The 25,277-nt window shown below is 71.0% G+C and carries 25 protein-coding genes, 4 tRNA genes and 1 other RNA gene; 14 read left to right on the forward strand and 16 right to left on the reverse strand.

What is annotated here, in order from left to right; all coding sequences use genetic code 11:
* The first annotated feature begins 129 nt into the window (after nucleotides 1-129).
* Both WCE39_RS07595 and WCE39_RS07600 read left to right on the forward strand, forming a co-directional pair.
* Entirely contained in the window at nucleotides 130-498 is a 369-nt protein-coding gene (locus WCE39_RS07595; protein WP_343276090.1) for a hypothetical protein, read from the forward strand.
* Nucleotides 495-1,076 (forward strand): Maf family protein, encoded by a 582-nt coding sequence (locus WCE39_RS07600; protein WP_343276091.1) that lies wholly within the window; start codon nucleotides 495-497, stop codon nucleotides 1,074-1,076. The genes WCE39_RS07595 and WCE39_RS07600 overlap by 4 nt, the downstream gene beginning before the upstream one ends.
* Nucleotides 1,077-1,079: 3 nt before the next feature.
* Here WCE39_RS07600 and WCE39_RS07605 read toward each other — a convergent pair whose 3' ends face one another.
* Complete coding sequence (locus WCE39_RS07605; protein WP_343276092.1) at nucleotides 1,080-2,969, reverse strand: glycosyltransferase family 39 protein; 1,890 nt, start codon at nucleotides 2,967-2,969, stop codon at nucleotides 1,080-1,082.
* 47 nt (nucleotides 2,970-3,016) lie between these two features.
* Between WCE39_RS07605 and WCE39_RS07610 the strand changes: the two genes are divergently transcribed.
* Genes WCE39_RS07610 through WCE39_RS07625 form a run of 4 tightly spaced genes read left to right on the forward strand, consistent with a single transcriptional unit; the run spans nucleotide 3,017 to nucleotide 7,408 of the window.
* Nucleotides 3,017-3,970 carry an AAA family ATPase gene (locus WCE39_RS07610; protein WP_343276093.1) on the forward strand — a complete coding sequence of 318 codons (954 nt, stop codon included), beginning with the start codon at nucleotides 3,017-3,019 and terminating at the stop codon, nucleotides 3,968-3,970.
* Between the two features lie 2 nt (nucleotides 3,971-3,972).
* Nucleotides 3,973-4,950, forward strand: a complete 978-nt coding sequence (locus WCE39_RS07615; protein ID WP_343276094.1) for a DUF58 domain-containing protein — start codon at nucleotides 3,973-3,975, stop codon at nucleotides 4,948-4,950.
* Nucleotides 4,943-6,892 (forward strand): transglutaminase TgpA family protein, encoded by a 1,950-nt coding sequence (locus WCE39_RS07620; protein WP_343276095.1) that lies wholly within the window; start codon nucleotides 4,943-4,945, stop codon nucleotides 6,890-6,892. Before WCE39_RS07615 ends, WCE39_RS07620 begins: the two co-directional genes overlap by 8 nt.
* 33 nt (nucleotides 6,893-6,925) lie before the next feature.
* On the forward strand, nucleotides 6,926-7,408 hold the full coding sequence (locus tag WCE39_RS07625) for a Slp family lipoprotein (RefSeq protein WP_343276096.1): 483 nt from the start codon (nucleotides 6,926-6,928) through the stop codon (nucleotides 7,406-7,408).
* Nucleotides 7,409-7,421: 13 nt separating this feature from the next.
* On the opposite strand, the gene WCE39_RS07630 is transcribed toward WCE39_RS07625, so the two are convergent.
* From WCE39_RS07630 to dnaX, 4 genes are read right to left on the reverse strand one after another with little or no spacing between them, the layout of a single operon-like run.
* Nucleotides 7,422-7,766, reverse strand: a complete 345-nt coding sequence (locus WCE39_RS07630) for a histidine triad nucleotide-binding protein (RefSeq protein WP_343276097.1) — start codon at nucleotides 7,764-7,766, stop codon at nucleotides 7,422-7,424.
* Nucleotides 7,763-8,371, reverse strand: coding sequence for a recombination mediator RecR (gene recR, locus WCE39_RS07635; protein ID WP_343276098.1), 609 nt, complete (start codon nucleotides 8,369-8,371; stop codon nucleotides 7,763-7,765). Before recR ends, WCE39_RS07630 begins: the two co-directional genes overlap by 4 nt.
* A 19-nt stretch (nucleotides 8,372-8,390) precedes the next feature.
* Nucleotides 8,391-8,711: a YbaB/EbfC family nucleoid-associated protein gene (locus tag WCE39_RS07640; RefSeq protein WP_343256127.1), complete on the reverse strand. Its 321-nt coding sequence runs from the start codon at nucleotides 8,709-8,711 to the stop codon at nucleotides 8,391-8,393.
* 1 nt (nucleotide 8,712) lies between these two features.
* Nucleotides 8,713-10,680, reverse strand: coding sequence for a DNA polymerase III subunit gamma/tau (dnaX, locus tag WCE39_RS07645; protein WP_343276099.1), 1,968 nt, complete (start codon nucleotides 10,678-10,680; stop codon nucleotides 8,713-8,715).
* A gap of 287 nt (nucleotides 10,681-10,967) precedes the next feature.
* Between dnaX and WCE39_RS07650 the strand changes: the two genes are divergently transcribed.
* Both WCE39_RS07650 and ffs read left to right on the forward strand, forming a co-directional pair.
* Nucleotides 10,968-11,060 (forward strand) — tRNA-Ser (locus tag WCE39_RS07650).
* Between the two features lie 50 nt (nucleotides 11,061-11,110).
* Nucleotides 11,111-11,207: signal recognition particle sRNA small type (ffs, locus tag WCE39_RS07655), an RNA gene on the forward strand.
* A 9-nt stretch (nucleotides 11,208-11,216) separates the two neighbouring features.
* Here the strand turns inward: ffs and WCE39_RS07660 are convergent.
* Nucleotides 11,217-11,975, reverse strand: a complete 759-nt coding sequence (locus tag WCE39_RS07660; protein WP_343276100.1) for an MBL fold metallo-hydrolase — start codon at nucleotides 11,973-11,975, stop codon at nucleotides 11,217-11,219.
* A 2-nt stretch (nucleotides 11,976-11,977) separates the two neighbouring features.
* Entirely contained in the window at nucleotides 11,978-12,739 is a 762-nt protein-coding gene (locus WCE39_RS07665) for a 3-deoxy-D-manno-octulosonic acid kinase (RefSeq protein WP_343276101.1), read from the reverse strand.
* 19 nt (nucleotides 12,740-12,758) lie between these two features.
* Between WCE39_RS07665 and WCE39_RS07670 the strand changes: the two genes are divergently transcribed.
* Nucleotides 12,759-13,814 (forward strand): glycosyltransferase family 9 protein, encoded by a 1,056-nt coding sequence (locus tag WCE39_RS07670; protein WP_343276102.1) that lies wholly within the window; start codon nucleotides 12,759-12,761, stop codon nucleotides 13,812-13,814.
* A gap of 48 nt (nucleotides 13,815-13,862) precedes the next feature.
* Here the strand turns inward: WCE39_RS07670 and WCE39_RS07675 are convergent, their stop codons facing one another.
* A complete protein-coding gene (locus tag WCE39_RS07675; RefSeq protein WP_343276103.1) occupies nucleotides 13,863-14,270 on the reverse strand; it encodes a DUF6165 family protein in 408 nt (135 codons plus the stop codon).
* A 103-nt stretch (nucleotides 14,271-14,373) separates the two neighbouring features.
* Between WCE39_RS07675 and WCE39_RS07680 the strand changes: the two genes are divergently transcribed.
* Both WCE39_RS07680 and WCE39_RS07685 read left to right on the forward strand, forming a co-directional pair.
* Nucleotides 14,374-14,464, forward strand: a tRNA-Ser gene (locus tag WCE39_RS07680).
* Nucleotides 14,465-14,666: 202 nt separating this feature from the next.
* On the forward strand, nucleotides 14,667-15,371 hold the full coding sequence (locus WCE39_RS07685; RefSeq protein ID WP_343276104.1) for a PP2C family protein-serine/threonine phosphatase: 705 nt from the start codon (nucleotides 14,667-14,669) through the stop codon (nucleotides 15,369-15,371).
* A 48-nt stretch (nucleotides 15,372-15,419) separates the two neighbouring features.
* Here the strand turns inward: WCE39_RS07685 and dnaQ are convergent, their stop codons facing one another.
* Genes dnaQ through WCE39_RS07700 form a run of 3 tightly spaced genes read right to left on the reverse strand, consistent with a single transcriptional unit; the run spans nucleotide 15,420 to nucleotide 17,302 of the window.
* The gene (gene dnaQ / locus WCE39_RS07690) at nucleotides 15,420-16,157 is read right to left on the reverse strand and encodes a DNA polymerase III subunit epsilon (RefSeq protein ID WP_343276105.1); all 738 of its coding nucleotides are present in this window, start codon (nucleotides 16,155-16,157) and stop codon (nucleotides 15,420-15,422) included.
* A 51-nt stretch (nucleotides 16,158-16,208) separates the two neighbouring features.
* On the reverse strand, nucleotides 16,209-16,655 hold the full coding sequence (gene rnhA, locus WCE39_RS07695) for a ribonuclease HI (RefSeq protein WP_343276106.1): 447 nt from the start codon (nucleotides 16,653-16,655) through the stop codon (nucleotides 16,209-16,211).
* Entirely contained in the window at nucleotides 16,652-17,302 is a 651-nt protein-coding gene (locus WCE39_RS07700) for a class I SAM-dependent methyltransferase (protein WP_343276107.1), read from the reverse strand. The genes rnhA and WCE39_RS07700 overlap by 4 nt, the downstream gene beginning before the upstream one ends.
* A 41-nt stretch (nucleotides 17,303-17,343) precedes the next feature.
* On the opposite strand from WCE39_RS07700, the gene gloB reads away from it, so the two are divergent.
* The 3 genes from gloB to WCE39_RS07715 are packed head-to-tail and all read left to right on the forward strand — an operon-like array spanning nucleotide 17,344 to nucleotide 19,925.
* Complete coding sequence (gloB, locus tag WCE39_RS07705; protein WP_343276108.1) at nucleotides 17,344-18,114, forward strand: hydroxyacylglutathione hydrolase; 771 nt, start codon at nucleotides 17,344-17,346, stop codon at nucleotides 18,112-18,114.
* A complete protein-coding gene (locus WCE39_RS07710; RefSeq protein ID WP_343276109.1) occupies nucleotides 18,111-19,085 on the forward strand; it encodes a lytic transglycosylase domain-containing protein in 975 nt (324 codons plus the stop codon). Before gloB ends, WCE39_RS07710 begins: the two co-directional genes overlap by 4 nt.
* Before the next feature lie 30 nt (nucleotides 19,086-19,115).
* Nucleotides 19,116-19,925, forward strand: coding sequence for an enoyl-ACP reductase FabI (locus WCE39_RS07715; RefSeq protein WP_343276110.1), 810 nt, complete (start codon nucleotides 19,116-19,118; stop codon nucleotides 19,923-19,925).
* A gap of 116 nt (nucleotides 19,926-20,041) precedes the next feature.
* Here the strand turns inward: WCE39_RS07715 and WCE39_RS07720 are convergent, their stop codons facing one another.
* From WCE39_RS07720 to lon, 5 genes are all read right to left on the reverse strand, one after another.
* A complete protein-coding gene (locus tag WCE39_RS07720) occupies nucleotides 20,042-22,021 on the reverse strand; it encodes a SurA N-terminal domain-containing protein (RefSeq protein WP_343276111.1) in 1,980 nt (659 codons plus the stop codon).
* A 155-nt stretch (nucleotides 22,022-22,176) separates the two neighbouring features.
* A tRNA-Asp gene (locus tag WCE39_RS07725) sits at nucleotides 22,177-22,253 on the reverse strand.
* A 32-nt stretch (nucleotides 22,254-22,285) separates the two neighbouring features.
* Nucleotides 22,286-22,360: transfer RNA gene (locus tag WCE39_RS07730), tRNA-Val, on the reverse strand.
* Between the two features lie 13 nt (nucleotides 22,361-22,373).
* The gene (locus WCE39_RS07735; RefSeq protein ID WP_343276112.1) at nucleotides 22,374-22,646 is read right to left on the reverse strand and encodes an HU family DNA-binding protein; all 273 of its coding nucleotides are present in this window, start codon (nucleotides 22,644-22,646) and stop codon (nucleotides 22,374-22,376) included.
* A 162-nt stretch (nucleotides 22,647-22,808) separates the two neighbouring features.
* Nucleotides 22,809-25,232 carry an endopeptidase La gene (lon, locus tag WCE39_RS07740; RefSeq protein ID WP_343276113.1) on the reverse strand — a complete coding sequence of 808 codons (2,424 nt, stop codon included), beginning with the start codon at nucleotides 25,230-25,232 and terminating at the stop codon, nucleotides 22,809-22,811.
* Nucleotides 25,233-25,277: the final 45 nt, after the last annotated feature.

The following is a 25,277-nucleotide window of genomic DNA, read 5'->3' on the forward strand; positions in this document are numbered from 1 at the left end:
TAGGCCTCGGGCCGGCCCGTGTCAAACCCGGCCGGCGCCGGGAATCCATGCCCAGTCGCCCCGCGGCACCGGTTTGCCACGGGCTCGGGTTCCCCGGCAGACTGCGGGCCCGCACGCGAGGCCTCCGGTTTGACGCCCACACTGCTGTCGATCGCACTCCTGGTACTCATCGTGGCGACGGCCGGGGCGGTGCTTGGCCGCCGCGCGGGCCGGATCCGGCACCGCCAGGCGATGGCCGGCGTGCTGGACGCCGCCGACGCGCTGGAAACGCGGTTGCGCGCCGCCCGCAGCGAGATCGAAGCCGTGGCTGGCGAAGGCGGCGATCCGGTGCGCGAAGCGCTGCAGGAAATGCTCCGCCAGCGCCTGTGGCTGCAGCAGCACGGATCCGCCGCGTCCGTGGACCAGCTCGACGCCGTCCGCGGCTCGATCGACGCCGCCCGTGCGCGCATCGACCAGCAGCTTCGGCACATCGAACGCGCCCGGGCGCCGCTGCCGTGACCGGCGATCCGGGCCTGGTGCTGGCCTCCACCTCGCCCTACCGCCGCGAGCTGCTGGCCAGGCTGGGCCTGCCGTTCGGCACCGTGCGGCCCGAGGTGGACGAAACCCCGCTGGCAGGCGAAACCCCGTCTGTGCTGGCCCTGCGCCTGGCCGGGGCCAAGGCCCGTGCCGTCGCCGCGCTGCACCCGGCCGCGCGCGTGATCGGCTCCGACCAGGTCGCGGATTTCAACGGCCTGGCCCTTGGCAAGCCCGGTGGCCGCGAAGCGGCGATCGCCCAGCTGCAGGCGATGTCGGGACACGCGGTGGCTTTCCGAACCGCCGTGGCCCTGGCCAGCGCCGGCGGCGTGGCCACGGCGCTCGACACTACCCTGGTGCGCTTCCGCCGGCTTGGGCTGCACGAGATCGAACGCTACGTCGACCGCGAGCAGCCCTTCGACTGCGCCGGCAGCTTCAAGTCCGAAGGCCTTGGGATCGTCCTGTTCGAGGCCATCGAAAGCCGCGACCCCACTGCCCTGGTCGGTCTGCCGCTGCTGGACACCGTCCGCCTGCTGCGCGAATCCGGACTGTCGCTGCCCTGAGCTTCAGCGCGCGACCTCCACCGGCTGGTCCGCGGCGGCGCGCTCCGGGGCGGCGGCATCCACGATGATGCGCTGTTCCGACCAGTCCTCGACGCTGCCGTCCCGGCCATGCAGCCGAAGCCCGAGCCAGTGCTCGCCGGCGCTGCCGGGGGGCAGGTCCACGCGCGCGGAGAAGCCCACCGCGGGGTGGCCGGCATCGGTGGAGATGCCCCAGTACGTGGCCACGCCCGGGCTGTCGATGCCGTAATCGGCCTCCGCCACCACCGCGCCCTTGAGCAGCACCTCGACCCGCTCGATGCCGACGCCGTCCTTGAACGCCCAGCCGCGGACATCGAAGGCGGTCCCGACCCGTGCGTCGGCGGCGGGTGCGTCGATCCAGGCCATCGCCGGCAGCGTGCAAGCCGCATCGGCGTCCCCGCGCTCCGCGATCGCGAACAGCAAAAAGCGCGTGCGCCCGTGGTCGACGTTGAGCACGCGCGGCGGCGGCAGTGGCCCGAAGCGGCGGCACAGCGCGTGGTAGCGCAGCAGCAGGTGCTTGTATTCCACCTCGCTGGCGGCGATCACCAGCAGCACGGGACCGCCGGCATCGGTGGCCCCGGTCGCTTCGAGGCCCCACAGGCGCAGCTGCGGCGCGCGCCCGTGCTGACGGTTGACCGGATGCTCCAGCACTTCGATCGAAGGATCGTGCAGCGCGAAGCCGAGCTCGGCGCCGATCTTGAAGTTGTCCGCCACCAGCCGCGTGCCAGCCGGCATCTCCGCGTGCAGTTCGCGCACGGCGTCGGCAAGCACGTCCCAGCCGGCGAAATTGGACGGATACCATTTCAGCGAAGCCGTGCGCGCCCTCAGTTCCGGCACCGAAACCAGCGCGTGGTAGCCGAGCACCGCGGCCAGCCCGATGCCTGCGCTGGCCCATGCCAGCACGCGCAGCCAGCGCGGCCACCGCGCCAGCAATGCCGGCAGGAGCGGCAGCAGCGCCACGAGCCCGGGCAGCGGCCAGTGGAAGCTGACCCGCTCGGTGTCGGCGAAGAAGCCGAGCACGAAGAATCCAAGCACGACCAGGCCGCCCGACAAGGCGATGAAGCGCACCGGCTCGCTCGCGTCGCGCGCGCCGCGCCAGCCGGCCCACAGCAGCGCGGCGAACAGCAGTGGCGTCGCCAGCAGGGCCTGGATGGCGATGAACCACGTGCCTTCGGGATGCCATGCCCAGGGATGGCGGTCGACCAGCTGGAAGCGCAGACCGGCCTCCGCGTTCTCGAAATTCCAGGCCAGCAGCGGCGTCCAGGCGGCCGCCCCGAAGGCGATCGCGATCCACAGCCGCGGGTCGCGCAGCGCCTGCCGCCCCTGCGGCAGCGCCAGCAAGGCCAGCGCACCCACGCCGATCACGGCCGCAAAGCGGTAGTGGCTCAGCGCACCGATCGCCAGGCCCACGGCCAGCTGCAGCGCGGCGCCGTAGCCGACCCCGCGCAGCAGGCGCGTGCCCGCATCCAGGCACAGCAGCGTGGCCACGACCATCGCCGCATCCGGCAGCGCCATCAGCCCCAGGGTGCCCGACAGCGGCAACAGCAGCGCCGCGATGCCGGCCACCCAGCCCGACCGCTCGCCGTATTCGCGCGCGGTGATCCGCGCCACCAGCCAGGGCACCAGCGACGCCAGCAGCAGGAAGGGCATGCGCAGCGCCAGCGTGCCTTCGCCGAACACCGTGGTGCCGATGCGGATCAGCCATGCGGTCAGTCCCGGCAGGTCCGAATAGGCCCAGGCCAGGTGCCGGCTCTCCTGCCAGTAGAAGGCCTCGTCCACGAACAGCGGCAGGCGCGCGGCAACCACCGCCTTGAGCAGCAGCAGCGCGCACCACAGGGCGACGAAGGTCGCACGTGCGTCGATCTTTTCCCGCATCCGGCAACGACCTCGTTACACTTCGGTGGACCCTTACGGAGCCCGGCATGACTGCACGGTCCGCAAACCCGGACATGCTACCCGACGCCCTGCGCAAGTCCCTGCATCTTGCCGAGTCGCAGGTGAACTCACTGGTGCTTGGCAAGGCGCAGGCGGTGCGCTTCGCCTTCACCGCGCTGCTCTCCGATGGCCACCTGCTGATCGAGGACCTGCCCGGCCTGGGCAAGACCACGCTGGCGCATGCGCTGGCGGCGACGCTGGGCCTCGGCTTCCAGCGGGTGCAGTTCACTTCCGACCTGCTGCCCTCGGACATCGTCGGCGTGTCGGTGTACGACGCGCAGGCCGCGGGCTTTACCTTCCATCCCGGGCCGGTGTTCGCGCACGTGCTGCTGGCCGACGAGATCAACCGCGCCCCGCCACGCACGCAGAGCGCCCTACTCGAGGCCATGGCCGAGCACCAGGTCACCGTGGATGGCAGCACGCACCTGCTACCCGATCCGTTCTTCGTGATCGCGACCCAGAACCCGGTCGACCTCGCGGGCACCTATCCGCTGCCGGACTCGCAGCTGGACCGCTTCCTTCTGCGGCTGCAGCTGGGGTATCCCGACGCCGAGGCCGAGCGCGCGCTGCTGGCCGGTAGCGACCGTCGCCACCTGATCGCCCGGGCCATGCCGATGCTCGGCGGGGATGACGTCCTGCGCCTGCGCGAGGCGGTGCTGTCGGTGCACGCCAGCGATGCGCTGGTGCGCTACGTGCAGGCGCTGCTCGAGCGCAGTCGCCACCACGCCGGGGTCCGCGTTGGGCTGTCGCCGCGCGCGGGCATCGCCCTGCTGCGCGCGGCGCGCGCGCACGCGCTGCTGCTCGGGCGCGGCCACGTACTGCCCGACGACATCCAGGCGCTGTTCGCCGCGGTGGCCGCGCATCGGCTGGTGGCCGACGCCGACGCAGGCGACGAGACCGCGCTGGCGCAGGCGATCCTGCACGCCGTCGCGGTCGACTGAGCATGCCGGCGGGGCTGCTTTCCGGCCTGCGCGCACGCCTGGGGGCGCTGGCGCGGCCGAGGAGCCGGGAGCCGCTGCCGGTCGCCTTCGACCGCCGGCGCATCTACGTCCTGCCCACCGCCTTCGGCGCCTTCTTCGCCGCACTGCTGGCGGTGATGCTGCTGGGCGCCCTGAACTACAACAACAACCCCGCCCTGTTGCTGGCCCTGCTGCTGGCCGGGGCCGGCAACACCAGCCTGTTCGCCGCGCACCTGCAGCTGTCGGGATTGCGGATGGTGGCAGTCGATGCCGAACCCGTGCCCGCCGGCGCGCCGATCACGCTGCGCGTGCATCTGCGCGCCGATGCAGCGCGCCCGCGCCGTGGCCTGCGCCTGCGCACCGGCGACGCCGAGGCCACCTGCTCGCTGGTGGACGGCGCCGGCGAGGCGCGGCTGATGCTGCCAACGGAACGCCGCGGCTGGCTGCGTCCCGGGCGCATCACCGTGTCGACGACGCGGCCGCTCGGCATCGCCCGCGCCTGGGCCTATGCCTGGCCGGCGGAGCCACTGCTCGTGTATCCACGCGCCGAAGCCGACGGGCCGCCGCTGCCGCACGGTGCCGGCGACGCGCCGCAGGCGCGGCTGCATCCGTCGGGTGACGACGTGCACCACCTGCGTGCCTATCGACGCGGCGATTCGCGGCGGGCCATCGCCTGGAAGCCGTCGGCGCGGCGCGGATCGCTGCTGGTGCGCGAGTACGAGCAGGCGCAGGGCGCGGACGTGGTGCTGGACTGGTCGCTGTTGCCGCTTGCGTACGAGGACCGCATCCGGCGCCTGGCGCGCTGGGTGGACCAGGCCGAACGCGAGGGCCGCCGCTACCGGCTGCAGCTGCCGCGGCAGGCGATCGGCCCGGGCCGCGGCGTGGCGCACCGGCATGCCTGCCTGCGCGCGCTGGCCCTGCTGCCGTCCATCGCGGGTGAGCCGGATGGCCGACGTGGCTGAGGCAGGCCGCCGCAGCCCGGCGCTCGACGTGCAGGCGCGGGGCTGGACCCTGGCCGCGGCGGGCGCGTGCCTGCTGCCGCTGCTGCTGCAGCTGCCGGGGCCGCTTGCCGCGGGGTTGGCCGCGGTCGCCGCCGTGGTCGGCGTGCTGTCCTGGCGCCGCCGCCTGCCGGCAGCGCTGCGCCTGTTGCTGTCCGTGGCGCTGGTGGCGGTGGTATTGGCCGGATCCGGGTTCAACTTCGGCCGCGACACCGGCTGCGCGTTGCTGGCGGCCATGCTCGCGCTGAAGCCGATGGAACTGGCCACCCTGCGCGATGCGCGCAGCCTGCTGGGCTTTGCCCTGTTCGCACCGTTCGCGACCTTCCTCCTCGACCAGGGGCCGCTGAGCCTGCTGCTCGGACTCGGTGCCGCGCTGCTGGCGCTTGCGTCGATGCTGCGACTGGCCGAGGCCGAAAGCGGGGATGCCGCCGCCATGCCGCCGCGCGAGCGCCTGCGGCGGGTGTGCGGCATGGTCGCCATCGGCCTGCCGCTGGCGCTGGCCGCCTTCTGGCTGTTCCCGCGCATGGCCACGCCGCTGTGGGGCATGCCGGAGCGCGCGATCACCCGCACCGGACTGTCGGACAGCATGTCGCCCGGCGAGTGGATCGACATGCTGGTCGACGACAGCCCGGCCCTGCGCGTCACCTTCGACGGCGCCACGCCGCCGACGTCGGAGATGTACTGGCGCGGTCCCGTGCTGTGGAACTACGACGGCCGCGAGTGGACCGCCTCGCAGTGGTTCAGCGCGCTGCCGCCGGCCGCCATCGAGCACGGCGCCACGCGCTACAGCTACGAGGTCGACGTCGAACCCACCGAACGCCGCATGCTGGTCGCCCTGGAGCTCCCGGTGGCGACGCCCGACGGCGTGCAGCGCGCCTACGACCACACGCTGGCCACGCGCCGCCCCTTGGCCTCGGTGACGCGCTGGCGCATGACGTCGGCCGTGCCGGTCTCGTTCGAACCCGAGCTCCGGCCACTCCTGCGCAGCGCCGCGCTGCGGCTGCCCGAGGGCTTCAATCCGCGCACGCAGGCGCTGGCCCGGCAGTGGCGGATGGACGCCGGCGAGGGCGCCGCCGCCGACGCGGCGATCGTCGACCGCGCCCTGGCCTGGATCCGCGCCGAGTTCGGCTACACGCTGAGCACGCCCCTGCCCGGCCGCCACGCCGTGGACGAATTCCTGTTCGAGCACCGGGAAGGCTTCTGCGAGCACTTCAGCCAGGCCTTCGTCGTGCTGATGCGCGCGTCCGGCATCCCCGCACGCGTGGTGACCGGCTATGTGGGCGGCTACCGCAATCCCGTGGGCGACTACTGGATCGTGCGCAACTCCGATGCCCACGCCTGGGCCGAAGCCTGGCTGCCCGGGCGCGGCTGGGTGCGCGTGGACCCGACCGCGGCCGTCGCGCCCGAACGCATCTACGACACCATCGCCGATCGCGCCGGGCGCAGCCCGGGCGGCCTGCAGGCGCTGGGCCCGATGCTGGGCGTGGGCGACTGGATGCGGCGCGGCTGGAACGACCTGGTGCTCGGTTTCGATGCGGACCGCCAGCAGCGCATCCTGCAGGCCTTCGGTGGCCGCGAGCTGGGCGGCGGCCAGCTGGCGCTGCTGTTCGCGCTGGTGGCCACGCTCGCGCTGGCGGCGATGCTCTGGCTGGTAGCCCGCGGCGAGCGCGAACGCGACCCGGTCCTGCGCGCCTGGCACCGGCTCGCCGCCCGCTACGCGCGCATGGGCCTGGAGCGACACCGGCACGAGACCGCCGGCGACTGGGCCAGGCGCGTGGTGGCGACCCGCCCGGCGTCGGCCGACCTGCTCGCCCTCAGCACGCGTTTCGACGATTGGCGCTACGCTCCCGGGCAGGAGGGCGGACAGCGCGCCCTGCTGCGCGACCTGCTCGCGCACCGCCCCTGACGCCGGCGAACGCCGCACCATCCGGAGACATCCATGCGCAAACGCATCCTTCCCGCACTGGCCGCCACGGTCCTGCTGGCCGCCTGTGCGTCCCACCCCGGGCCGCTGCGGGGCGAGTACGCCGCGCTCACCCCGCGCGTGGCCGCCGAGTCCGATGCCAGCGGCAGCCTGGTCCGCTGGGGCGGGCGCATCGTCCAGGTCGAGCCGCGCGCCGACAGCACCTGCTTCGAAATGGTCTCGACCCGCCTGGACCACTACGGCCGCCCCTACTGGGCCGACGACGACACCGGTGGCCGCTTCATCGCCTGCCGTTCGGGCTTCTACGACCCGGCGGTGTTCGAAAGGAACCGCGAGGTGACCTTCACCGGGCGCCTGGCCGGGCACGAAAGCCGCAGCATCGGCGGCTACAGCTACCGCTTCCCGCTGGTGGATGCCGACGTGGTCTACCTCTGGCCCGAGCGGCCGCGCAACCTGGTGGCGCGGCCGGCGCCGTGGCCGTGGTGGGGCTACTGGTAGCCGGCGTGGGACGTCAGGCCGGTGTGCCGAAGCGTCCCAGCGGCGCGCCGGCCAACAGGTGCAGGTGGATCTGGAACACCGTCTGGCCGCCGTCCTCGTTGCAGTTCATGACGATGCGGTAGCCCTCCGCGTCGAAGCCTTCCCGCTTCGCATACGCAGCCGCGGCCAGTGCCAGCCGGCCCACGACCACGGCCTGGTCGGCCTGCAGGTCATTGAGCGTGGCGACGTCGACCTTGGGCACGAACAGCACGTGCACCGGCGCCTGCGGCGCGATGTCGCGGAAGGCGATCAGGTGCTCGTCCTCGTAGACGATGTCGGCGGGAATCTCGCGGGCGATGATCTTGTGGAAAATGGTCATTGGGGCTCCTGGGCCATCTCGCCGCGGCTGCCAAAGGCGTGCGACAGCGTGCCGCGGTCGACGTACTCGAGTTCGCCGCCCAGCGGCAGGCCATGCGCCGGCCGGCTGGGCCGCACGCCGTGCTGGCGGGCGAGCTGCGCCAGATAGTGCGCGGTGGCCTCGCCCTCGACGGTGGGGTTGGTGGCGATGATCAGTTCCTGCACCCCGCCCTCGGCCAGGCGCTCACCAAGCACGTGCAGGCCGAGTTCGCGCGGGCCGATTCCATCGAGCGGACTCAGCCGGCCCTGCAGCACGAAGTACAGGCCGCGATAGCCCGTGGCCTGTTCGATCGCCAGGCGGTCGGCGGGCGACTCCACCGCGCACAGCAGCTGGGTGTCTCGCGACGCGCTGGCACAGGTCACGCATAGCGGCGTTTCGCTGAAATCGCGGCAACGCTCGCAGTGGCCGATCTTTTCCACCGCCTCGCCCAGCACATCGGCCAGGCGCCGGCCGCCGTCGCGCCCGCGTTCAAGCACGTGGTAGGCCATCCGCTGAGCGGTCTTCTGGCCCACGCCGGGCAGCACGCGGAAGGCCTCGACCAGCTGTTCCAGCAGGGGCACGCTCATGGCGTCGCGGCGTTCCGGTTCAGAACGGCATCTGCATGCCGGGGGGCAGCGGCATGCCGGCGGTGGCGGCGCCCATCTTTGCCTGCGACTCACTGTCGACCTTGTTGCTGGCGTCGTTGAACGCAGCGGCCACCAAGTCCTCGGCCATCTCCGGGTCGGCCAGCACGCTGGGATCGATGCGCACCTTCCGGCATTCCTTGCGGCCGGTCAGCGTGACCGTGACCATGCCGCCGCCGGCGCTTCCGGTGACCTCGATGTTGGCCAGTTCGGCCTGGGCCTTCTGCAGGTTCTCCTGCATCTTCTGTGCCTGCTGCATCAGCTGGGCGATGTTCCCGCGCATGTCAGTGCTCCTGTTCTTGTATGGGACGGATCGAGTCCGGGACCACGCGTGCGCCCTGGCGCTCCATCAGGCGCTGCACGTCCGGATCATTGAGGAAGGTCGATTCCGCGGCGCCCTGGCGCTCGTCGCGCGCGCGTTCGTTGCGCGCGTGCAGGGTCTCACCCGCGGCGGCCGCGCCGGCCTCGAAGCGGATCTGCGGCGCGCCACCCAGGGCCGGGGCCAGCGCATCGGAAAGCTGCTGCACCAGGAACGGCGCGCGGAGATGGTCGTCCGCCTCTGGCAGCGACAGCCGCAGCACGCCATCGCCAGCGGCCACGAAGCCCGAGCTGGCCGCAAGTTCGCGCACCGGCCCGCGAAGGCCGAGGCCGGCGACGAAGTCCGGCCATGTGGCGGCATCGACGGCGGCCGGCGACATGGTCGCCGCGCCGGCTGGTGCCGGAGATGGCGCTGCAGGGGATGGCGCTGCAGGGGATGGCGCTGCAGGGGGCGGCGCTGCCGAGTGTGACGTTGCCGGAGCGGCTGGCTGGGCTCGCCTTGGCGCCACCGGCGCGGCATCCGGCGCGGCAGCGGGCCTGGCGGACGACTGCCCGGTCGAGGGTTGCGATCGGGTCGGACCGGCATGGACCGGGGCCGCCTCGGGCCACGGTGGCGGATCAGCGGGCAACGCCGGGGCCTCCGTTCGCGGCGGCAGCGCCTCCGCGGACGCAGGCGCGAACGCCGTCGGGGCCGGACGCGCTGTCGATGGCGCAGCAAGGGACGCGCCGGCCGGGGACGCGACGGCTCCCTGCAGCGCCGCGCGCGCCGCAGCCGCGGCCGAACGGCCGGCGCCCGGCGCTGTCGCTTGGCCACCCGCGCCGCTACCGGATGCCGCCCCGCCCTCGCCGGGCCGGAACGCCAGCATGCGCAGCAGGCTCATTTCGAAGCCCACGCGCGCGCTAGGCGCGAGGTTGATGTCGCGACGGCCGCCGACCGCCATCTGGTACCAGAGCTGCACCAGTTCGGGCCGCAGCGTCGAAGCCAGCGCGTCGACGTCGACGCCGTCGGCTTCGCCCACGCTCCCCGGCACCAGCTGCCTGATCTGGATGCGATGCAAGGCCTCGGCCATCGCGTCGAGCACGCCCGCCCAGTCGGGCGAGAAGCCGGCCAGCACTTCGATCGTGTCCATCAGCGCCGCGCCATCATCTTCGGCAAGCGACGCCAGCAGCCCGGCCACCTGATTGCGGTCGACCGAGCCGAGCATGCCCGTCACCGCCTGGTCGGTCAGCGCCACGCCGTCGCCGGCGCCGCAGTAGGCGATGGCCTGGTCGAGCAGCGACAGGCCGTCGCGCAGGCTGCCATCGGCGGCCTTCGCCATCTGGCGCACCGCGCCCGCCTCCGCGTCGATGCCTTCGGCGGCAAGGATCTTCGTGATCTGGCCGCCGATCTGCTCCTCGTCCAGGCGCTTGAGGTTGAACTGCAGGCAGCGCGACAGCACGGTCACCAGCAGCTTCTGCGGGTCGGTGGTCGCGAACAGGAACTTGACGTGCTCCGGCGGCTCCTCGAGCGTCTTCAGGAGCGCGTTGAACGCCTGCTTCGACAGCATGTGCACCTCGTCGATCAGGTACACCTTGTAGCGCCCGCGCGAGGGCATGTACTGCGCGTTGTCGATCAGGTCGCGGACGTTGTCGACGCCGGTGTTCGAGGCGGCGTCGATCTCCAGCAGGTCGATGTAGCGGCCGGCATCGATCGCCTGGCAGGTTTCGCACTCGCCGCAGGGGTCGCTGGAGGCGCCGCGCTCGCAGTTGAGGCTCTTGGCGAAGATGCGCGCGATGGTGGTCTTGCCCACGCCGCGGGTGCCGGTGAACAGGAAGGCGTGGTGGACGCGGCCGGAATCAAGGGCGTTGACCAGAGCGCGGACCACGTGCTCCTGGCCCACGAGTTCGGCGAAACGCTTCGGGCGCCACTTGCGGGCTAGGACTAGGTAGGACATGGCGCCATTCTGCCATGCGGCGTGAGGTGGTCGGGGGTCGCTGGATGCGGGGCGGAGGATGGGCGGGTACTCCGCCGGCGTCGCGGTGGAGCTGCTCCTTATTGCCGGCGGAGTACCCACCAGCCCGCCGTACCGCGCGCCGTGCCACGTCCCTGTCACGTCCCTGCCACGCCGATCCCGAACCTTCGCCGACACGCCGATGTTCCTTGTCGACACAACCCGAGGAAGGCTAGAATTGCGGGTCCCGTGCGGCCGCGCCAAGGCAGGCAAGACGCAGGGGCAGGTGCGGAGAGGTGTCCGAGTGGTTGAAGGAGCACGCCTGGAAAGTGTGTAAGCGTCTAAACCGCGCTTCGGGGGTTCGAATCCCCCTCTCTCCGCCAGTTCCAAGCGCGCCGTGCATCGGGCGCGCTCGCAGGTTTCCATGGTGGCCCCGTCGGCCCCTCGCGACGCTAGATCGAAAACTCCGCCAGGGCCGGAAGGCAGCAACGGTATTGATCGACGCGGGTGCCGAGGCAAGTTGGCGGGGCCGCCTCCATTCAGGGCGCCAATGCCGGATGCGGCACCGGATCGGCCAGCGCGATCACCTCGCCAGGGCGCGCCACGCGGTGGCCGCGCGCGCGCAGGACGTCACCGTCGGCTTCGCTTGCGTAGTGGTACAGCACGCACCGGGCGAGCAGCTCCGGCGGGTATTCGCGCTCGAGGTCGTCGATGCCGCTGTGCGATGGATTGCCGACCAGGCCGCAGTCGTGGGCGACGAGTTCGTCCGCGGCCGCCATTGCCGACAGCACCCCGGGGATCGGCCGCGTGTCGCCGCTCCAGACCAGGCTGCCACGCAGGCGCAGGCCGAAGGCGGTCCGCGGCCAATGGTGGCGGGATTCGAACACTTCCAGGCGCACGCCGTCGTGCCAGAAGGACTCGCCCACCGGGACCACGCGGAACGCGTCCCAGAAGTTCGCGCCGCCTTCGGCCAGCGCGTTGGGATAGTCGGCGACACGCCGGTGCAGCAGCGGCAGCACGTCCACCGGCACGTACAGCGGCGTGCGCCCGCGGCGCGCGGGATCGAAGTAATTGGCCACGAACAGCCGCTCGAAGCCGGCGACGTGGTCCAGGTGCACGTGGGTGACGAACAGCGCCGGTGGCGGCGAGCGGTAGTGGGCCAGGAAGCTGGTCAGGCCTTCGGCGCCGCAGTCGATCGCAAGCCATGGCGCGCCATCGCGCTCGATGGTCGCCATCGACGAACCCAGGGCCACCGCCGACGCGCTGCCCACGCCCTGGAACCTCAGCGCCCAGGCCATGCTCAGATGCCCCGTTCCCAGCGCTTGTCGTAGCTCCGGCGCAGGCGCGCGAAGTCCTCGCGGACCCCGGCCTCGCTGCGATCGCCCCGCGTTTTCAGCAGCGAGCGCTCAAGCCGCGCCAGATTGCGCATGCGCCAGCCGGTCGCTGGGATGTGCATGCGGCCGCGGTCGAGGTCGATCAGCCAGCCCTGGCCGGTGGTGTCGTAAAGAATGTTGTGGGCATTGAGGTCGGCGTGGTCGAAGCCCTCGCGGTGGAACCGCGCAAGCAGGCGACCGGTCTCTTCCCAGGGCGTCGTTGCCGGGTCGTCTCCCGCCCAATCCGCCAGCGAACGCACGTCCAGCAGCCGCTGCATCAGGATCGCCGCGCGGTACGTGGCGCCAGTGCGGACGTAGGATGCCGCGATCGGCTCCGGCACCGGCAGGCCGCGCTTGCGCAGCTCGCGCAGCAGGCGGAACTCGGCGAAGCTGCGCACGCGCCCGGCGCCGCGCCAGAGGTGGCGGTCGCGGCTGAGGCCGGCGACGAGCCCGCCGCGCAGGTAGTGCCGCAGCACGCAGGGGCCGTTGCTGGTGTCCTCGATGAACCAGGCCCCGCCGCGACCGCTGCCGGACACCGGGATGGCACGCGGCCCCCAGGCCTCTGGATCGAACCAGCGCGGATCCGCTTGCCGCAGCTGCGTCTGGTCGAACAGAATCGAGCCAAGCCCGCGCCCGCCGGGTCCGGCGCGGAACGGCGTCAGGCTCTCTGCGGCGTCGAAAATTGCCATCCTTCCGAGTCTAACAAGCTTGTCGCAGCCTGATACCGCTCCACCGCGTTCGATTTGCCTGCTGCGCCTGTCGGCCCTGGGCGACGTGACCCATGTCCTGCCGCTGGTGCGCACGCTGCAGCGGGCCTGGCCCGGCGTTGCGCTGACCTGGATCATCGGCAAGGGCGAGCAGCGCCTGCTCGAGGGTTCGCCGGGCGTGGAGTTCGTGGTCTACGACAAGAAGACCGGCCGCGAGGGCATGCGCATGCTGCGCCGGGAGCTGGCCGGCCGCGAGTTCGACGCCCTGCTGCTGATGCAACTCGCGCTGCGCGCCAACCTGCTGTCGCGCGCGGTGCGGGCGCGGCGGCGGATCGGCTACGACCGCGCACGTTCGAAGGAACTGCACGGGCTGTTCGTGAACGAGCGCATCCCGGCCGATGCCGGCCCGCACGTGCTGGACGTGCTCGGCGCATTCGCCAGGCCGCTCGGCCTGCGCCAGGATCGCGTCGAATGGGCGCTCCCGGTACCCGACGACGCCCGCGCTTGGGCCCGTGCGCAGTGGTCCGACGACGGCCGGCCGACCCTGGTGGTCTCGCCCTGTTCCAGCCACGTGCTGCGGAACTGGAGCGCCGGCCGCAACGCGGCCGTGGCCGCGCACGCCGTGGCACAGGGCTGGCGGGTGGTGCTCTGCGGCGGCCGCAGCGAGCTGGAACGGGCAACCGCCGACGCCATCATCGCCAATGCCGGTGTCCCGCTGCTGGACCTGGTGGGCAAGGACACGCTCAAGCAGCTGCCCGCGCTGCTGGAGCGCGCCGACCTGGTGATGACGCCGGATTCCGGCCCGACCCACATCGCCAACGCCATGGGCACCAAGGTGCTGGGCCTGCACGCGGCAACCGATCCGTCGCGAAGCGGGCCGTATTCGGACCGGCGCTACTGCGTGGACCGCTATGACGACGCGGCGCGACGCTTTTTGGGCAAGCCGGCCATGGCGCTGCGCTGGGGGACGAAGATCGAACGTGACGGAGTCATGGACCTGATCAGCGTGGAAGATGCGATCGCGGCCTTCGAGCGTTACCGCGCCGACCATCCATAGCAAGCGCGAGAGACGCGACCGCGGCCAGGGCCGCTCCCACACACGGGATCAGGACTCCGGGCCGGCGCCGTAGTCCTGGTAGGACTTCTCTTCCACGTAGCTCGAACCGAGTGCGAGGTTGATCTCCTTCTTGATCCGCGCGCGCTCGTCGTTCTGCACGTACACGCTGCGCGCCAGGCGCACGAATTCCTCGTCGAAGGCCTGCGCCTTCTCCTTCAGCCGGATGTCGTCCTCGATCACCCACAGCCGTTCGTTGACGGCCTTGAGGTCGGCGCGCAGGCGGACGATGTCCTGCCCGGCCACGGGGTGCGCCATCCAGGTCTTTTCCAGCGCAGAGAGTTCGTTGCGGACGTTGGCCAGCTTGGCGGCGTCGGTCATGCGCTCGGACTTGATCTGGAGGATGGCGATCTTGTCGAGCAACTCGCCGAAGGACACGGGGACGGTGATCTCGGACATCGCTTCAACCGGGCATGGGGGCCGGCCAGTGTAGCGCCTCGTCTTGTCGGGCCTGCCGGCGCCCCGTATCATTGCGCCCCCGGCCTTCGTTGGCCGGGACACCGGAGAGGTGGCAGAGCGGTTGAATGTACCTGACTCGAAATCAGGCAGGCGTTTATAGCGCCTCGGGGGTTCGAATCCCCCCCTCTCCGCCAGATACGCAGAAGCCCCCGCAAGGGGGTTTTTGCGTATCTGGCGGAACCCGGACCGCGCGGGCTCTTGCGCGCGCCGCTCACGGATCCCTGTGCCATCATTCCGTCACATCAACATTCGCCGCAATTTCATGCCTGCTGACCTCTCCGACCGGCCGTCGCCGTTATCCCATTCAGCCTTTCCGGGAACCGCCGCGGCCCTCGCATGATCGAATTCGGCCACCTCTCCCATGTCGGCTTGCGGCGCGAGCTGAACGAAGACACCTATTACGGCGACAGCGAACTCGGGCTGTGGCTGGTCGCCGACGGCATGGGCGGCCACGAGTATGGCGAGGTCGCCAGCGCGCTGGCGCGCGAGGCGATCGTGCGCGAGACGCGCCAGGGCACGTCGCTGGCGCAAGCCATCCGCATCGCCGACGAAGAGATCATCGGCGCCTCCCGCAAGCGCCAGGACGCGCTGCCCATGGGCACCACGGTGGTCGCGGCGCGGATCAACGGCAACCGCTTCGAAGTGGCCTGGGTAGGCGACAGTCGCGTCTACCTGTGGCGCGACGGCAAGCTGGCCCAGCTGTCCCAGGACCACAGCTACGTGCAGGAACTGATCACCCAGGGCGCGATCAGCATCGACCAGGCGCGCAGCCATCCGCACCGCAATGTAGTGACCCAGGCGCTGGGCGTGACCGATCCGCAGACGCTCAACGTCGAGACCATGTCCGGCGAGCTGGCGCCCGGGATGCAGCTGCTGCTGTGCAGCGACGGGCTGACCGAGGAAGTCGACGACAAGGACATCGCCCGCGTGCTGGCTCACGGCGAATGCAGCGCGCAGGAATGCGTGGACGGACTGGTCGCCGCAGCCCTGGATGGCGGCGGCTCGGACAACGTGACCGTGCTGCTGGTGCGTCGCCACTGACGGCGGTATCCCCCGCCACGTTCACGCTGCGCGTGGCGCCGCCGGTGCTCAGGCCGGCTCGGCGACTCCCGCATCCTCGCCCACCGCTTCCCACAGTGCCTGCCCGGCGCGCGCGCTGATCGCGTCAACCCGTGCGCGGTGCGCCTCCATGTCCGCGGCGTCCACCACCACCAGCGGTCGCGGCGCCAGGGCCACGGCGCGCGGCAGCTGGACGGCGATCGCTTCGGCTTCGGTCAGCGACGGACCGGCCAGGCCCAGTTCGGTCTGGCCCGAGGTCAGCGCGAGATAGACCTCGACCAGCAGTTGGGCGTCGAGCAGCGCGCCGTGCAGCTGGCGATGCGTGTTGTCCACGCCCAGGCGGCGGCAGAGCGCGTCAAGGGAGTTCCGCTGCCCCGGGAAGCGCTGGCGCGCCAGCTCCAGCGAGTCGAGCACGGCGGCACGCTCGGCGATCCGCCGGCGGCCGCCGCCATCCAGCAGTGACAGCTCGTAGTCGAGGAAGCCGACGTCGAACGCGGCGTTGTGGATCACCAGCTCGGCACCGTCGATGAATTCCAGGAACTCGTCGGCGATCGCGGCGAACTTCGGCTTGTCGGCAAGGAAGTCCAGGGTGAGGCCGGTGACCTCCTGCGCGCCCGGTTCGAACTCGCGCTCGGGATGGATGTAGCGCTGCCAGGTGCGACCGGTGGGGCGGCGCTCGACCAGCTCGACGCAGCCGATTTCGACGACGCGGTTGCCCTTGCGCCATTCCAGGCCGGTGGTTTCGGTGTCGAGGACGATCTGGCGCATATGCGGGTGTCGGGGCCTGGCTTGGAGGGAGGGATGGACCGGACGCTGCGCTCAGCGCGCGGCGGCCTTGAACCGGATGGCCTCGTTGCGCGCCAGGTCGTCGACGCGCTCGTTGTCGGGGTCGCCGGAGTGGCCCTTCACCCATCGCCAGTCGATGGCGTGGCGGCCAGCGGCGGAGTGCAGGCGCTCCCAGAGGTCGCGGTTCTTGACCGGGTCGCCACCGGAGGTCTTCCAGCCGCGGCGGACCCAGTTGGCCATCCACTGGGTGATGCCCTGGCGGACGTACTGCGAGTCGGTATGCAGGGTGACCTTGCATGCCTCGGTCAGCGTTTCCAGGGCCACGATGGCCGCCATCAGTTCCATGCGGTTGTTGGTCGAAAGCAGCTCGCCACCGACCAGTTCTCGCTCCTGCGCGCCGTAGCGCAGCAGTGCGGCCCAGCCGCCGGGGCCGGGGTTGCCGAGACAGGCCCCGTCGGTATGCACTTCGACCGCCTTCATGCCGTGGCGGCCCCTTGCGGCACCAGCAGGCGCCGCGGGCGCACCGGCGTCAGCGGCAGGCTGCGCCGGTCCGCCCGGACCAGATAGGCCGCGCGCAGGCCCACGCCGCGCTGGCGGCGCGCATCGACCTCGGGCTCCCAGCGTGGGCCCAGTCCCTCGGACACCACGTCGGGCTCGAGGCCGGTCTTGCGCAGCATCCGGCGGCAGGACAGCGGTTCGACCGCGCGCAGCCCGTGGCCGCGCCAGCGCCAGCGGTAGGGCGACAGCGGATTGAGTGCGAACAGCAGCACGCGGCCTCCCGGGACCAGCAGGCGCACGACCTCGTCCAGCAGCGCGATGCCGTGGTCATCGGGCACCACCACGTGCTGCAACACGACGGTACCGAAGGTCTCACTGGGCAGCGGCAGCGGCAGTCCGCAGGCGACGTCGCCCGCAAAGCGTTGGCCGCGTACGTACAGGGCCAGGCCGCGGCCATCCGCGGGGCGGGGCAGCGGCAGGGGCGCGAGCCACAGCCAGGGCTGCGCCGGCCGCTCGGCAAGGGCGTGACCGATCACGTCGTGTTCGCTGGCGAGCAGCGCCGCGCCTTCGCTGGACGCGAACCAGGCCTGGGTTGCGTCGGGTTGACCGGGGCGGGAACGGAGGAGCATGGTCGCCATTCTAGACGCCCTGCCCCGCCACGTCCCTGCCCATGCAACCGGTTGCGATCCCGGCCTTCGCCGACAACTACATCTGGATGCTGCCGGCCGGTGACGGCCGCGGGACGCTGCTGGTCGATCCAGGCGACGCCGCACCGGTGCTGGCGGCCGCCGAAGCCGGTGGCTGGCGCCCCGACGCGGTGCTGCTTACCCACCACCACGACGACCACATCGGCGGCGTGGCGGCGCTCCGCGCGCGCTGGCCCGGCCTCGACGTGGTCTCCCCGGACGACCCAAGGATCCCGCTCGCGAACCGGCGGGTGGGCGACGGCGAACAGGTCGAAGCCGCCGGCCGTACCTTCGAAGTGATCGCGGTGCCGGGCCATACCGTGAGCCACATCGCATTCCACGGTCACGGGCTCTTGTTTTGCGGCGATACCCTGTTCAGTCTCGGCTGCGGTCGCCTGTTCGAAGATACGCCGGCGCGGATGCTGGCTTCACTCGACCGGCTTGCCGCCCTGCCCGGCGACACCCTGGTGTGCTGCGGGCACGAGTACACGCAGTCGAATGCCGCCTTTGCACGGGTGGTCGACCCTGACAACCCGGCGCTCGCGCGCCGCAGCGAAGAGGTGGCCGCCATGCGCGACGACTCCCTGCCCACGCTCCCGTCCACGCTTGCCGACGAGCGCGCATGCAATCCGTTCCTGCGCGTGGACGCACCCGGGGTGCGTGCGTCAATCGCCGCCTGGTCCGGCGATGACGGCCCGTCGCGCGTGGACGCGTTCGCCGCACTGCGGCGCTGGAAGGACGGGTTCCGGGCATGAGGGTCGGCGCGGGCGCTGCACTGGCGCTGCTGCTGGCATCTGCAACCGGACCCCTGCATGCCGGCGACCAGGAACCGCAGGCGGTGGTCGCCGCCGCGGCGCCGTTGGACGCAGCGGGTCCAGCTGGCCACCTGGCCGTCGTGCCCGTCCCGGCGGCGGCCACCAGCGGCGCGGGCATCTACCAGCGCTTCGTCGATGGCCTGGCACAGCCCGCCTGCGAGGACGCCAGCCCGCGCTGGCGCGCGCATTACGCCCACGTGCCCGAACAGCTGGCGGCCTCCGAAGGCGAGGTGCTGCCGCTGTTCGGTTACGTGGTGGACGCGCTGCGCAGCGCGCATCTCCCAACCGAGTACGCGCTGATCCCCTTCGTCGAGAGCGGCTACCGCCCCGGTGCGCGCAGTGGCAGCGGGCCGGCGGGCCTGTGGCAGTTCATCGCGGTCACCGCGCGCAACCACGACATCCCCATCCGCCGCGGTTACGACGGCCGCCTGTCGCCGGTCGACGCGACGCGCGCGGCGGTCCGCTACCTCAAGACGCTGCACGGCATGTTCGCAGGCGACTGGCGACTGGCGGTGATGGCCTTCAACGCCGGCGAATACCGCGTGCTTGGCGCGCTGCGCCGCCACGACCAGCGCGCCGCGGCCGCCCGGCCCGAGGCGCTGGACAGCCTGTCCGGCATCACCCGCGCCTACGTGCGCAAGCTGCACGCGCTGTCGTGCCTGATGGTCGAAGCAGGCACGGACCAGGCGTGGCGCGAATCCCTGGAGCGACCGGTGCCGCGGCTGGTCGCGGTCGACCTTGCGGGCGAGCCCGGGGGACTGGAGGGCTATGCGCGGCGCATGGGCCTGGATACCGCACGACTCCGCCGCCTCAACCCGGCGCAGGCGGGTGCACGCCCCGCCGGTCGCCAGATCCTGGTGCCCGCGGCCGGCGCCGCGGCGGCCCCGGCGGCTGCGCCCGTGGCAAACTAGCCCGCTCCGTCCACCGAGTCGAACACCACCATGGGATTCCTGCAGGGCAAGCGCGCACTGATCACCGGCATCGCCAGCCAGCGCTCCATCGCCAACGGCATCGCCGAGGCGATGCACCGCGAAGGCGCCGAACTGGCCTTCACCTACCAGAACGAGAAGCTCAAGTCGCGGGTCGAAGACGTGGCCTCGCGCCTGGGCGGCGGGCCCGTGTTCCCGCTCGACGTCAGCGACGATGCGCAGATCGAAGCCCTGTTCGCCGACCTTGGCAAGCACTGGGACGATGGTTTCGACATCCTCATCCACGCCATCGCCTTCGCCCCGCGCGAAGCGATCGCAGGCCAGTTCCTGGACGGCCTGACCCGCGACGCCTTCCTGGTGGCGCAGGACATCTCGGCCTATTCGCTCGCGGCGCTGGCCAAGGGCGCGCGCCCGCTGATGAAGGGCCGCAACGGCGCGGTGCTGACGCTGAGCTACCTGGGCGCCGTGCGGACCCTGCCCAGCTACAACGTGATGGGCGTGGCCAAGGCCAGCCTGGAGGCCACGATGCGCTACCTGGCCTACAACCTCGGCCCGGAAGGCACGCGCGTCAACGCGATCTCGGCCGGCCCGATCAAGACCCTGGCCGCCTCGGGCATCGGCGGCTTCCGCAAGATCCTCGGGCACGTCGAATCACATGCGCCGCTGCGGCGCACGGTGAGCATCGACGACGTCGGCAACGTGGCCGCGTTCCTGTGTTCGGACCTGGCCGCCGGCATCACCGGCGAGGTGACCTATGTCGATGCCGGCTACAACATCGTCAGCATGACCGGGCTTGAAGAGCCCGCGGCTGACGCTGGCTGACGAGCCGCTGCGGCGCGCCGGGCCACGGACCCGACGCGAAGTGGAACGGAAAAGCCCGGCATTCGCCGGGCTTTTTCGTGGCCGCCGTCCGCACGGCGTGGTCCGCCGGGCGCAGGCTAGAGGCGCGCCTCGACCGTGGTCACGCGCATCCGTTCGCGCAACACACGCAGCAGCGCCATGGCGTCCTCGTCTCCCGCCATGCGCGTCAGCTGGGTCCTGATCATCTCGCGTTCCTCGGCGCCCGCGGGACCGGTCTCGCCGGGCACGACCCTGTTCACCGCATAGACCACGATGCTGCCGTCGTCCTGCAGCACGCGCCCGGCGGACACGGCGCCCTCCGCGGGCTCGGGCGCGGCGAAAATGGCCTGGTTGGCTTCGGCCGACGGCATCGGCATGCCGCGGCGCATGTCCGGCAGGGCCAGGTGCTGCCAACCCCTGGCTTCGGCGATCTCCGCCAGCGCCTTGCCTTCCGCGATGCCGGCCACGGCCGCGTCCGCTTCGGCAAGCACGGCCAGGCGCGCCCGGTCGGCGCGGATGGCGGCGACCACCTCGTCGCGAACCTCGGACAGGGCGCGCTCGCGTTCCGGCGCGTGCGCCGTCACCCGGATCAGCACGCTGTGGTTGCTGCCCAGCTCGATCGGATCGCTGACGGTACCGTCCTGGACCAGGGCTTCGGAGAACGCGACGCGCTGCACGGCCGGGTCGGCGGCAATGCCCTCGCCGCCACCACGGACGAAGGGACCGGCCTTCTGCACCGGCAGCCCGGCCTCGCGCGCGGCCGGCGCCAGCGAACTCGGGTTGCGATAGACCTGGTCGACCAGGCGGCCGATCAGATCGTTGAACGCGCGCTCGCGGTCGGAGACGGCCTGCGCCGCGGCAAGCTCGGCACGCGCGACCTCGAAGGGCACTTCCTTGCCTTCGCGCACTTCGCGCACCAGCAGCACGTGCCAGCCGAAATCGGTCAGCACCGGTTCGCTGGCGATGCCCGGCGCGGCCGCGTGCACGGCGTTGTCGAAGCTCTCGCCCATGATCCCGCGCTCGAGCCAGCCCAGGTCGCCACCCGCGGCCTTCGAGCCTTCGTCGTCGGACTCGGCCTGCGCGATGGCGGCGAAATCCGCGCCCTCGGCACGCGCGCGGCCGGCGATGTCCTCGGCTTCGGCCTTGGCGGCCTCACGCGCCGCGGCGTCGGCGTCTTCGGGCACCCGCACCAGGATGTGCGACACCAGGCGCTGCTCGGGCTCGACGAAACGCCCCTTCTCGAGCTCGTAACGCGACCGCAGCGTGGCTTCGTCGGCCGGGGCCGGCTCGGGCACGGTGTCGGCGAGGATCTCGACGTACTCGATCGAGACCTCCTCCGGCGCCCGGTAGTCTTCGCGGTGGTCGTCGTACCACGCCTGGATGTCGGCGGCGGCGATCGCGCCGGTGTACGGCGCCGGCGCCGGCACCAGGGCCATGTCGACATCGCGCTGCTGGCCCAGGAGCTGCATCGTGCGCTCCACCTGCCCCGTGCTGGCGAAGGCGGTACCGGCGACGCGGCTGGGCAGGAGCGCCATCTGCAGGCGCTCGCGGATCTCCTCCTGGTGCTCGCGCGGCGTCTGCGCGGGCACGCGCGCCTGCAGGAGCATCTGGTAGCGCTGTGGATCGAAGCGGCCTTCCACCTGGAACTCGGGCATCGTCGACACGACTTCGGCGACGCGGGCGTTGCCGACCGCGACGCCTGCGTTCTGCGCCGCCAGCGCCAGCACGGTGCGGTCGACCAGCTGGTCGAGTACGCGCAGCTTGTTGTCCATCTGTTCGAAGGCGCGCGCATCGTAGGCTTCGCCTTCAGTGGCGCGCGCCTGCTGGCGCGCGGCCTCGAATTCGTTGCGGAACTCGTCCGGCGATACCTCACGCGACACCCAGAACGCCTTGCGCACGGGCCAGATATCCGGCGCCGAACGCCACCATGACGGCGGTGCCTCGACCTTTGCCGCGTAGTTCGCGGAATTCTGGAACAGGTACTGCTCCATGCCGAAGAACGCGAACGGGATCGCGAGCAGGATCACGATCACGAGGGCGATCCAGCCGGAAGTTTTTTCTCGAAGTGCTTGCAGCATGTCGGGGGTCGCGCGTTGGACGTAGCCGCGCAGTCTAGCGCATGGCTTGCCGCAGCGGCTCCGGCACGCAGGGCGACCCGCAGGCGCCGGGAACGCGAGGCCGCGCGTCGCCGGAAAAAAGAAAGGCGCCCTTTCGGGCGCCTTCCTGGTGTGACTGGCGGAGTGGACGGGACTCGAACCCGCGACCTCCGGCGTGACAGGCCAGCATTCTAACCAACTGAACTACCACTCCGCTTTGTCGAACCTGTTGCGAACGTCAATCCGTGGTGGGTGCTGAGGGGATCGAACCCCCGACCCTCTCCGTGTAAAGGAGACGCTCTACCGCTGAGCTAAACACCCCTAAGCGGGCCGCTTAGTTTACAGCATCCTTCAGAGCCTTGCCAGCCTTGAAGACGGGATTTTTCGAGGCGGCGATCGCGATCTCTTCGCCCGTGCGCGGATTGCGGCCCGTGCGGGCGGCGCGCTCCTTGACCTGGAAGGTGCCAAAGCCGATCAGGGCAACGGTGTCGCCCTGCTTCAGGGCCTTGCCCACCGAGGACAGCACCGCGTCGACTGCACGTGCGGCATCGGCCTTGGACAGGTTGGCCTCGTCGGCAACGGCCTGGACCAGATCGTTCTTGTTCATGTATTCGGTGCTCCTGCGCGACCCTGCGGTCGCTCGAATTGGTGGCGGGCCTGCGGGCGGCCTGGCCGCCGCGGCTCCGGAATCGCCGGCGGCCACAAGCCGCGCTGCGAGCGCGAATTTATACCAGTGCGCATGGTGCCGCGCAAGAAAAACACTGCAACGTCAGTGCTTGACATCCGCCCTTGGCGACGATTTGCGAGGGCTCCTCACCACCTCTTCCACCGGCGCCGGCGACGGCAACGGGGGCAGCGGCCGCTCGAGCGCGAGGTCGAGAACTTCGTCGATCCACTTCACCGGGACGATCTTCATGCCCTGGGTGACGTTCTTCGGGATGTCGGCGAGGTCCTTGCGGTTCTCCTCCGGGATGATCACCGTGCTGATGCCGCCGCGCAGCGCCGCGAGCAGCTTCTCCTTCAGCCCGCCGATGGCCGTGACCTTGCCGCGCAGGGTGATCTCGCCGGTCATCGCCACGTCGGCGCGCACCGGGATGCGGGTCAGGGTCGATACCAGCGACGTCACCATCGCAATGCCCGCGCTTGGACCGTCCTTGGGCGTGGCGCCGTCCGGCACGTGCACGTGCACGTCGCGCTTCTGCAGGAAGTCGGGCTCGAGGCCCAGCCGCTCGGCGCGCGCGCGCACCACCGACAGCGCCGCCGACGCCGATTCCTTCATCACGTCGCCCAGCTGGCCCGTCAGCGTGAGCTGCCCGCCCTTGCCCGGGATCAGGGTGGATTCGATCTGCAGCAGGTCGCCGCCGACCTCGGTCCAGGCCAGGCCGGTGACCAGGCCGATCTCGTTGTCCTCTTCGGCGCGGCCGAAATCATGGCGGCGCACGCCCAGGTACCGGTCGAGGTTCTTCGAAGTGACGTTGAGCGCGCGCGGCTTCTTCTTCTGCGGGCCGGCGAGCGCGATCTCCTTCACCACCTTGCGGCAGATTTTCGCGATCTCGCGTTCGAGGTTGCGCACGCCGGACTCGCGCGTGTAATAGCGCACGATGTCCTGCACCGCGCTTTCCGCGATCTTCAACTCGTCGTCGCGCAGGCCGTTGGCCTTGATCTGCTTGGGCAGCAGGTAGCGCATGGCGATGTTGATCTTCTCTTCCTCGGTATAGCCGGGCAGGCGGATCACCTCCATGCGGTCCAGCAGCGGGCCCGGGATGTTGAGCGAGTTCGAGGTCGCGACGAACATCACTTCCGACAGGTCGAGGTCGACCTCCAGGTAGTGATCGTTGAAGGCGTTGTTCTGCTCGGGATCCAGCACTTCCAGCAGCGCCGAGGACGGGTCGCCGCGGAAGTCCATCGACATCTTGTCGATCTCGTCAAGCATGAACAGCGGGTTCCTGACCCCGGTCTTGTTGAGGTTCTGCACGATCCGGCCCGGCATCGAACCCACGTACGTACGGCGATGGCCGCGGATCTCGGCCTCGTCGCGCACGCCGCCCAGCGACATGCGCACGAACTTGCGGTTGGTGGCCTTGGCGATGGACTGGCCGAGGGAGGTCTTGCCCACGCCCGGCGGACCGACCAGGCACAGGATCGCGCCCTTCATCTGCTTCACTCGGGTCTGCACCGCGAGGTATTCGAGGATGCGCTCCTTGACCTTGTCCAGTCCGTAATGGTCGGCGTCGAGCACGTCCTGCGCGACCTTGAGGTCCTTGCGCACCTTGCTGCGCTTCTTCCACGGCACGCCCAGCAGCCAGTCCAGGTAGTTGCGCACCACCGCGGCCTCGGCCGCCATCGGCGACATCTGCTTGAGCTTGTTGAGCTCCGATTTCGCCTTGGCTTCAACGGGCTTTGGCATGCCGGCGGCGGCAATCCTGCGCGCCAACTCCTCGAGGTCGTTGGGCGCGTCGTCCATGTCGCCCAGTTCCTTCTGGATCGCCTTCATCTGTTCGTTGAGGTAGTACTCGCGCTGCGACTTCTCCATCTGCGACTTCACGCGGCCGCGGATGCGCTTCTCCATCTGCTGCACGTCGATCTCGCCGTCGACAAGGCCGACCAGCATCTCCAGGCGCTCGGCCGTGCCGAAGGTTTCCAGCAGCTTCTGCTTCTCGCCGAGGCGCACGCCCAGGTGCGCGGCGACCGTATCCGCCAGGCGCGAGGGCTCGTCGATGCCGGCGAGCGTCTGCAGCAGCTCCGGCGGCAGCTTTCGGTTGGTCTTCACATACTGCTCGAACAGCCCCATCAACGAACGCGCGATGGCCTCGACCTCGCGTGGCTCGCGGCTCTCGACCGGATCCACGGCGGTGCCGGTGCCGACGAGCGTGCCATCGACCTCGCGCACGGAATCGACCGAAGCGCGCTGCACGCCTTCCACCAGCACCTTGATCGTGCCGTCGGGCAGTTTCAGCAGCTGGAGCACTTGCGCCAGCGTGCCTACCGGATGCAGGTCGTCGGCACCCGGGTCGTCGGTTTCGGCGGCTTTCTGCGCGACCAGCAGCACCTGCTTGTCGCCTTCCATCGCCAGGTCCAGCGCGCGGATGGACTTGTCGCGTCCCACGAACAGCGGGATGACCATGTGCGGAAACACCACCACGTCGCGCAGCGGCAGGACCGGCAGGTCAAAAGTGGTGGCCTGGGTGCTCATCTGGACTCCTGGAATACGGGCGGCCGGCTGCCGCATGGTTCTGGT

This window comes from Luteimonas yanweni, assembly GCF_039548475.1.
Taxonomy (GTDB): domain Bacteria; phylum Pseudomonadota; class Gammaproteobacteria; order Xanthomonadales; family Xanthomonadaceae; genus Luteimonas.

What these genes read in the sequence shown, in the direction of transcription:
- WCE39_RS07605 (WP_343276092.1), bottom strand. Translation starts at nt 2,969, where the DNA reads ATGCGGGAAAAGATCGACGCACGTGCGACCTTCGTCGCCCTGTGGTGC.
- WCE39_RS07610 (WP_343276093.1), top strand. Translation starts at nt 3,017, where the DNA reads ATGACTGCACGGTCCGCAAACCCGGACATGCTACCCGACGCCCTGCGC.
- WCE39_RS07615 (WP_343276094.1), top strand. Translation starts at nt 3,973, where the DNA reads ATGCCGGCGGGGCTGCTTTCCGGCCTGCGCGCACGCCTGGGGGCGCTG.
- WCE39_RS07625 (WP_343276096.1), top strand. Translation starts at nt 6,926, where the DNA reads ATGCGCAAACGCATCCTTCCCGCACTGGCCGCCACGGTCCTGCTGGCC.
- WCE39_RS07630 (WP_343276097.1), bottom strand. Translation starts at nt 7,766, where the DNA reads ATGACCATTTTCCACAAGATCATCGCCCGCGAGATTCCCGCCGACATC.
- recR (WP_343276098.1), bottom strand. Translation starts at nt 8,371, where the DNA reads ATGAGCGTGCCCCTGCTGGAACAGCTGGTCGAGGCCTTCCGCGTGCTG.
- WCE39_RS07640 (WP_343256127.1), bottom strand. Translation starts at nt 8,711, where the DNA reads ATGCGCGGGAACATCGCCCAGCTGATGCAGCAGGCACAGAAGATGCAG.
- dnaX (WP_343276099.1), bottom strand. Translation starts at nt 10,680, where the DNA reads ATGTCCTACCTAGTCCTAGCCCGCAAGTGGCGCCCGAAGCGTTTCGCC.
- WCE39_RS07660 (WP_343276100.1), bottom strand. Translation starts at nt 11,975, where the DNA reads ATGGCCTGGGCGCTGAGGTTCCAGGGCGTGGGCAGCGCGTCGGCGGTG.
- WCE39_RS07665 (WP_343276101.1), bottom strand. Translation starts at nt 12,739, where the DNA reads ATGGCAATTTTCGACGCCGCAGAGAGCCTGACGCCGTTCCGCGCCGGA.
- WCE39_RS07675 (WP_343276103.1), bottom strand. Translation starts at nt 14,270, where the DNA reads ATGTCCGAGATCACCGTCCCCGTGTCCTTCGGCGAGTTGCTCGACAAG.
- WCE39_RS07685 (WP_343276104.1), top strand. Translation starts at nt 14,667, where the DNA reads ATGATCGAATTCGGCCACCTCTCCCATGTCGGCTTGCGGCGCGAGCTG.
- dnaQ (WP_343276105.1), bottom strand. Translation starts at nt 16,157, where the DNA reads ATGCGCCAGATCGTCCTCGACACCGAAACCACCGGCCTGGAATGGCGC.
- rnhA (WP_343276106.1), bottom strand. Translation starts at nt 16,655, where the DNA reads ATGAAGGCGGTCGAAGTGCATACCGACGGGGCCTGTCTCGGCAACCCC.
- WCE39_RS07700 (WP_343276107.1), bottom strand. Translation starts at nt 17,302, where the DNA reads ATGCTCCTCCGTTCCCGCCCCGGTCAACCCGACGCAACCCAGGCCTGG.
- gloB (WP_343276108.1), top strand. Translation starts at nt 17,344, where the DNA reads ATGCAACCGGTTGCGATCCCGGCCTTCGCCGACAACTACATCTGGATG.
- WCE39_RS07710 (WP_343276109.1), top strand. Translation starts at nt 18,111, where the DNA reads ATGAGGGTCGGCGCGGGCGCTGCACTGGCGCTGCTGCTGGCATCTGCA.
- WCE39_RS07715 (WP_343276110.1), top strand. Translation starts at nt 19,116, where the DNA reads ATGGGATTCCTGCAGGGCAAGCGCGCACTGATCACCGGCATCGCCAGC.
- WCE39_RS07720 (WP_343276111.1), bottom strand. Translation starts at nt 22,021, where the DNA reads ATGCTGCAAGCACTTCGAGAAAAAACTTCCGGCTGGATCGCCCTCGTG.
- WCE39_RS07735 (WP_343276112.1), bottom strand. Translation starts at nt 22,646, where the DNA reads ATGAACAAGAACGATCTGGTCCAGGCCGTTGCCGACGAGGCCAACCTG.
- lon (WP_343276113.1), bottom strand. Translation starts at nt 25,232, where the DNA reads ATGAGCACCCAGGCCACCACTTTTGACCTGCCGGTCCTGCCGCTGCGC.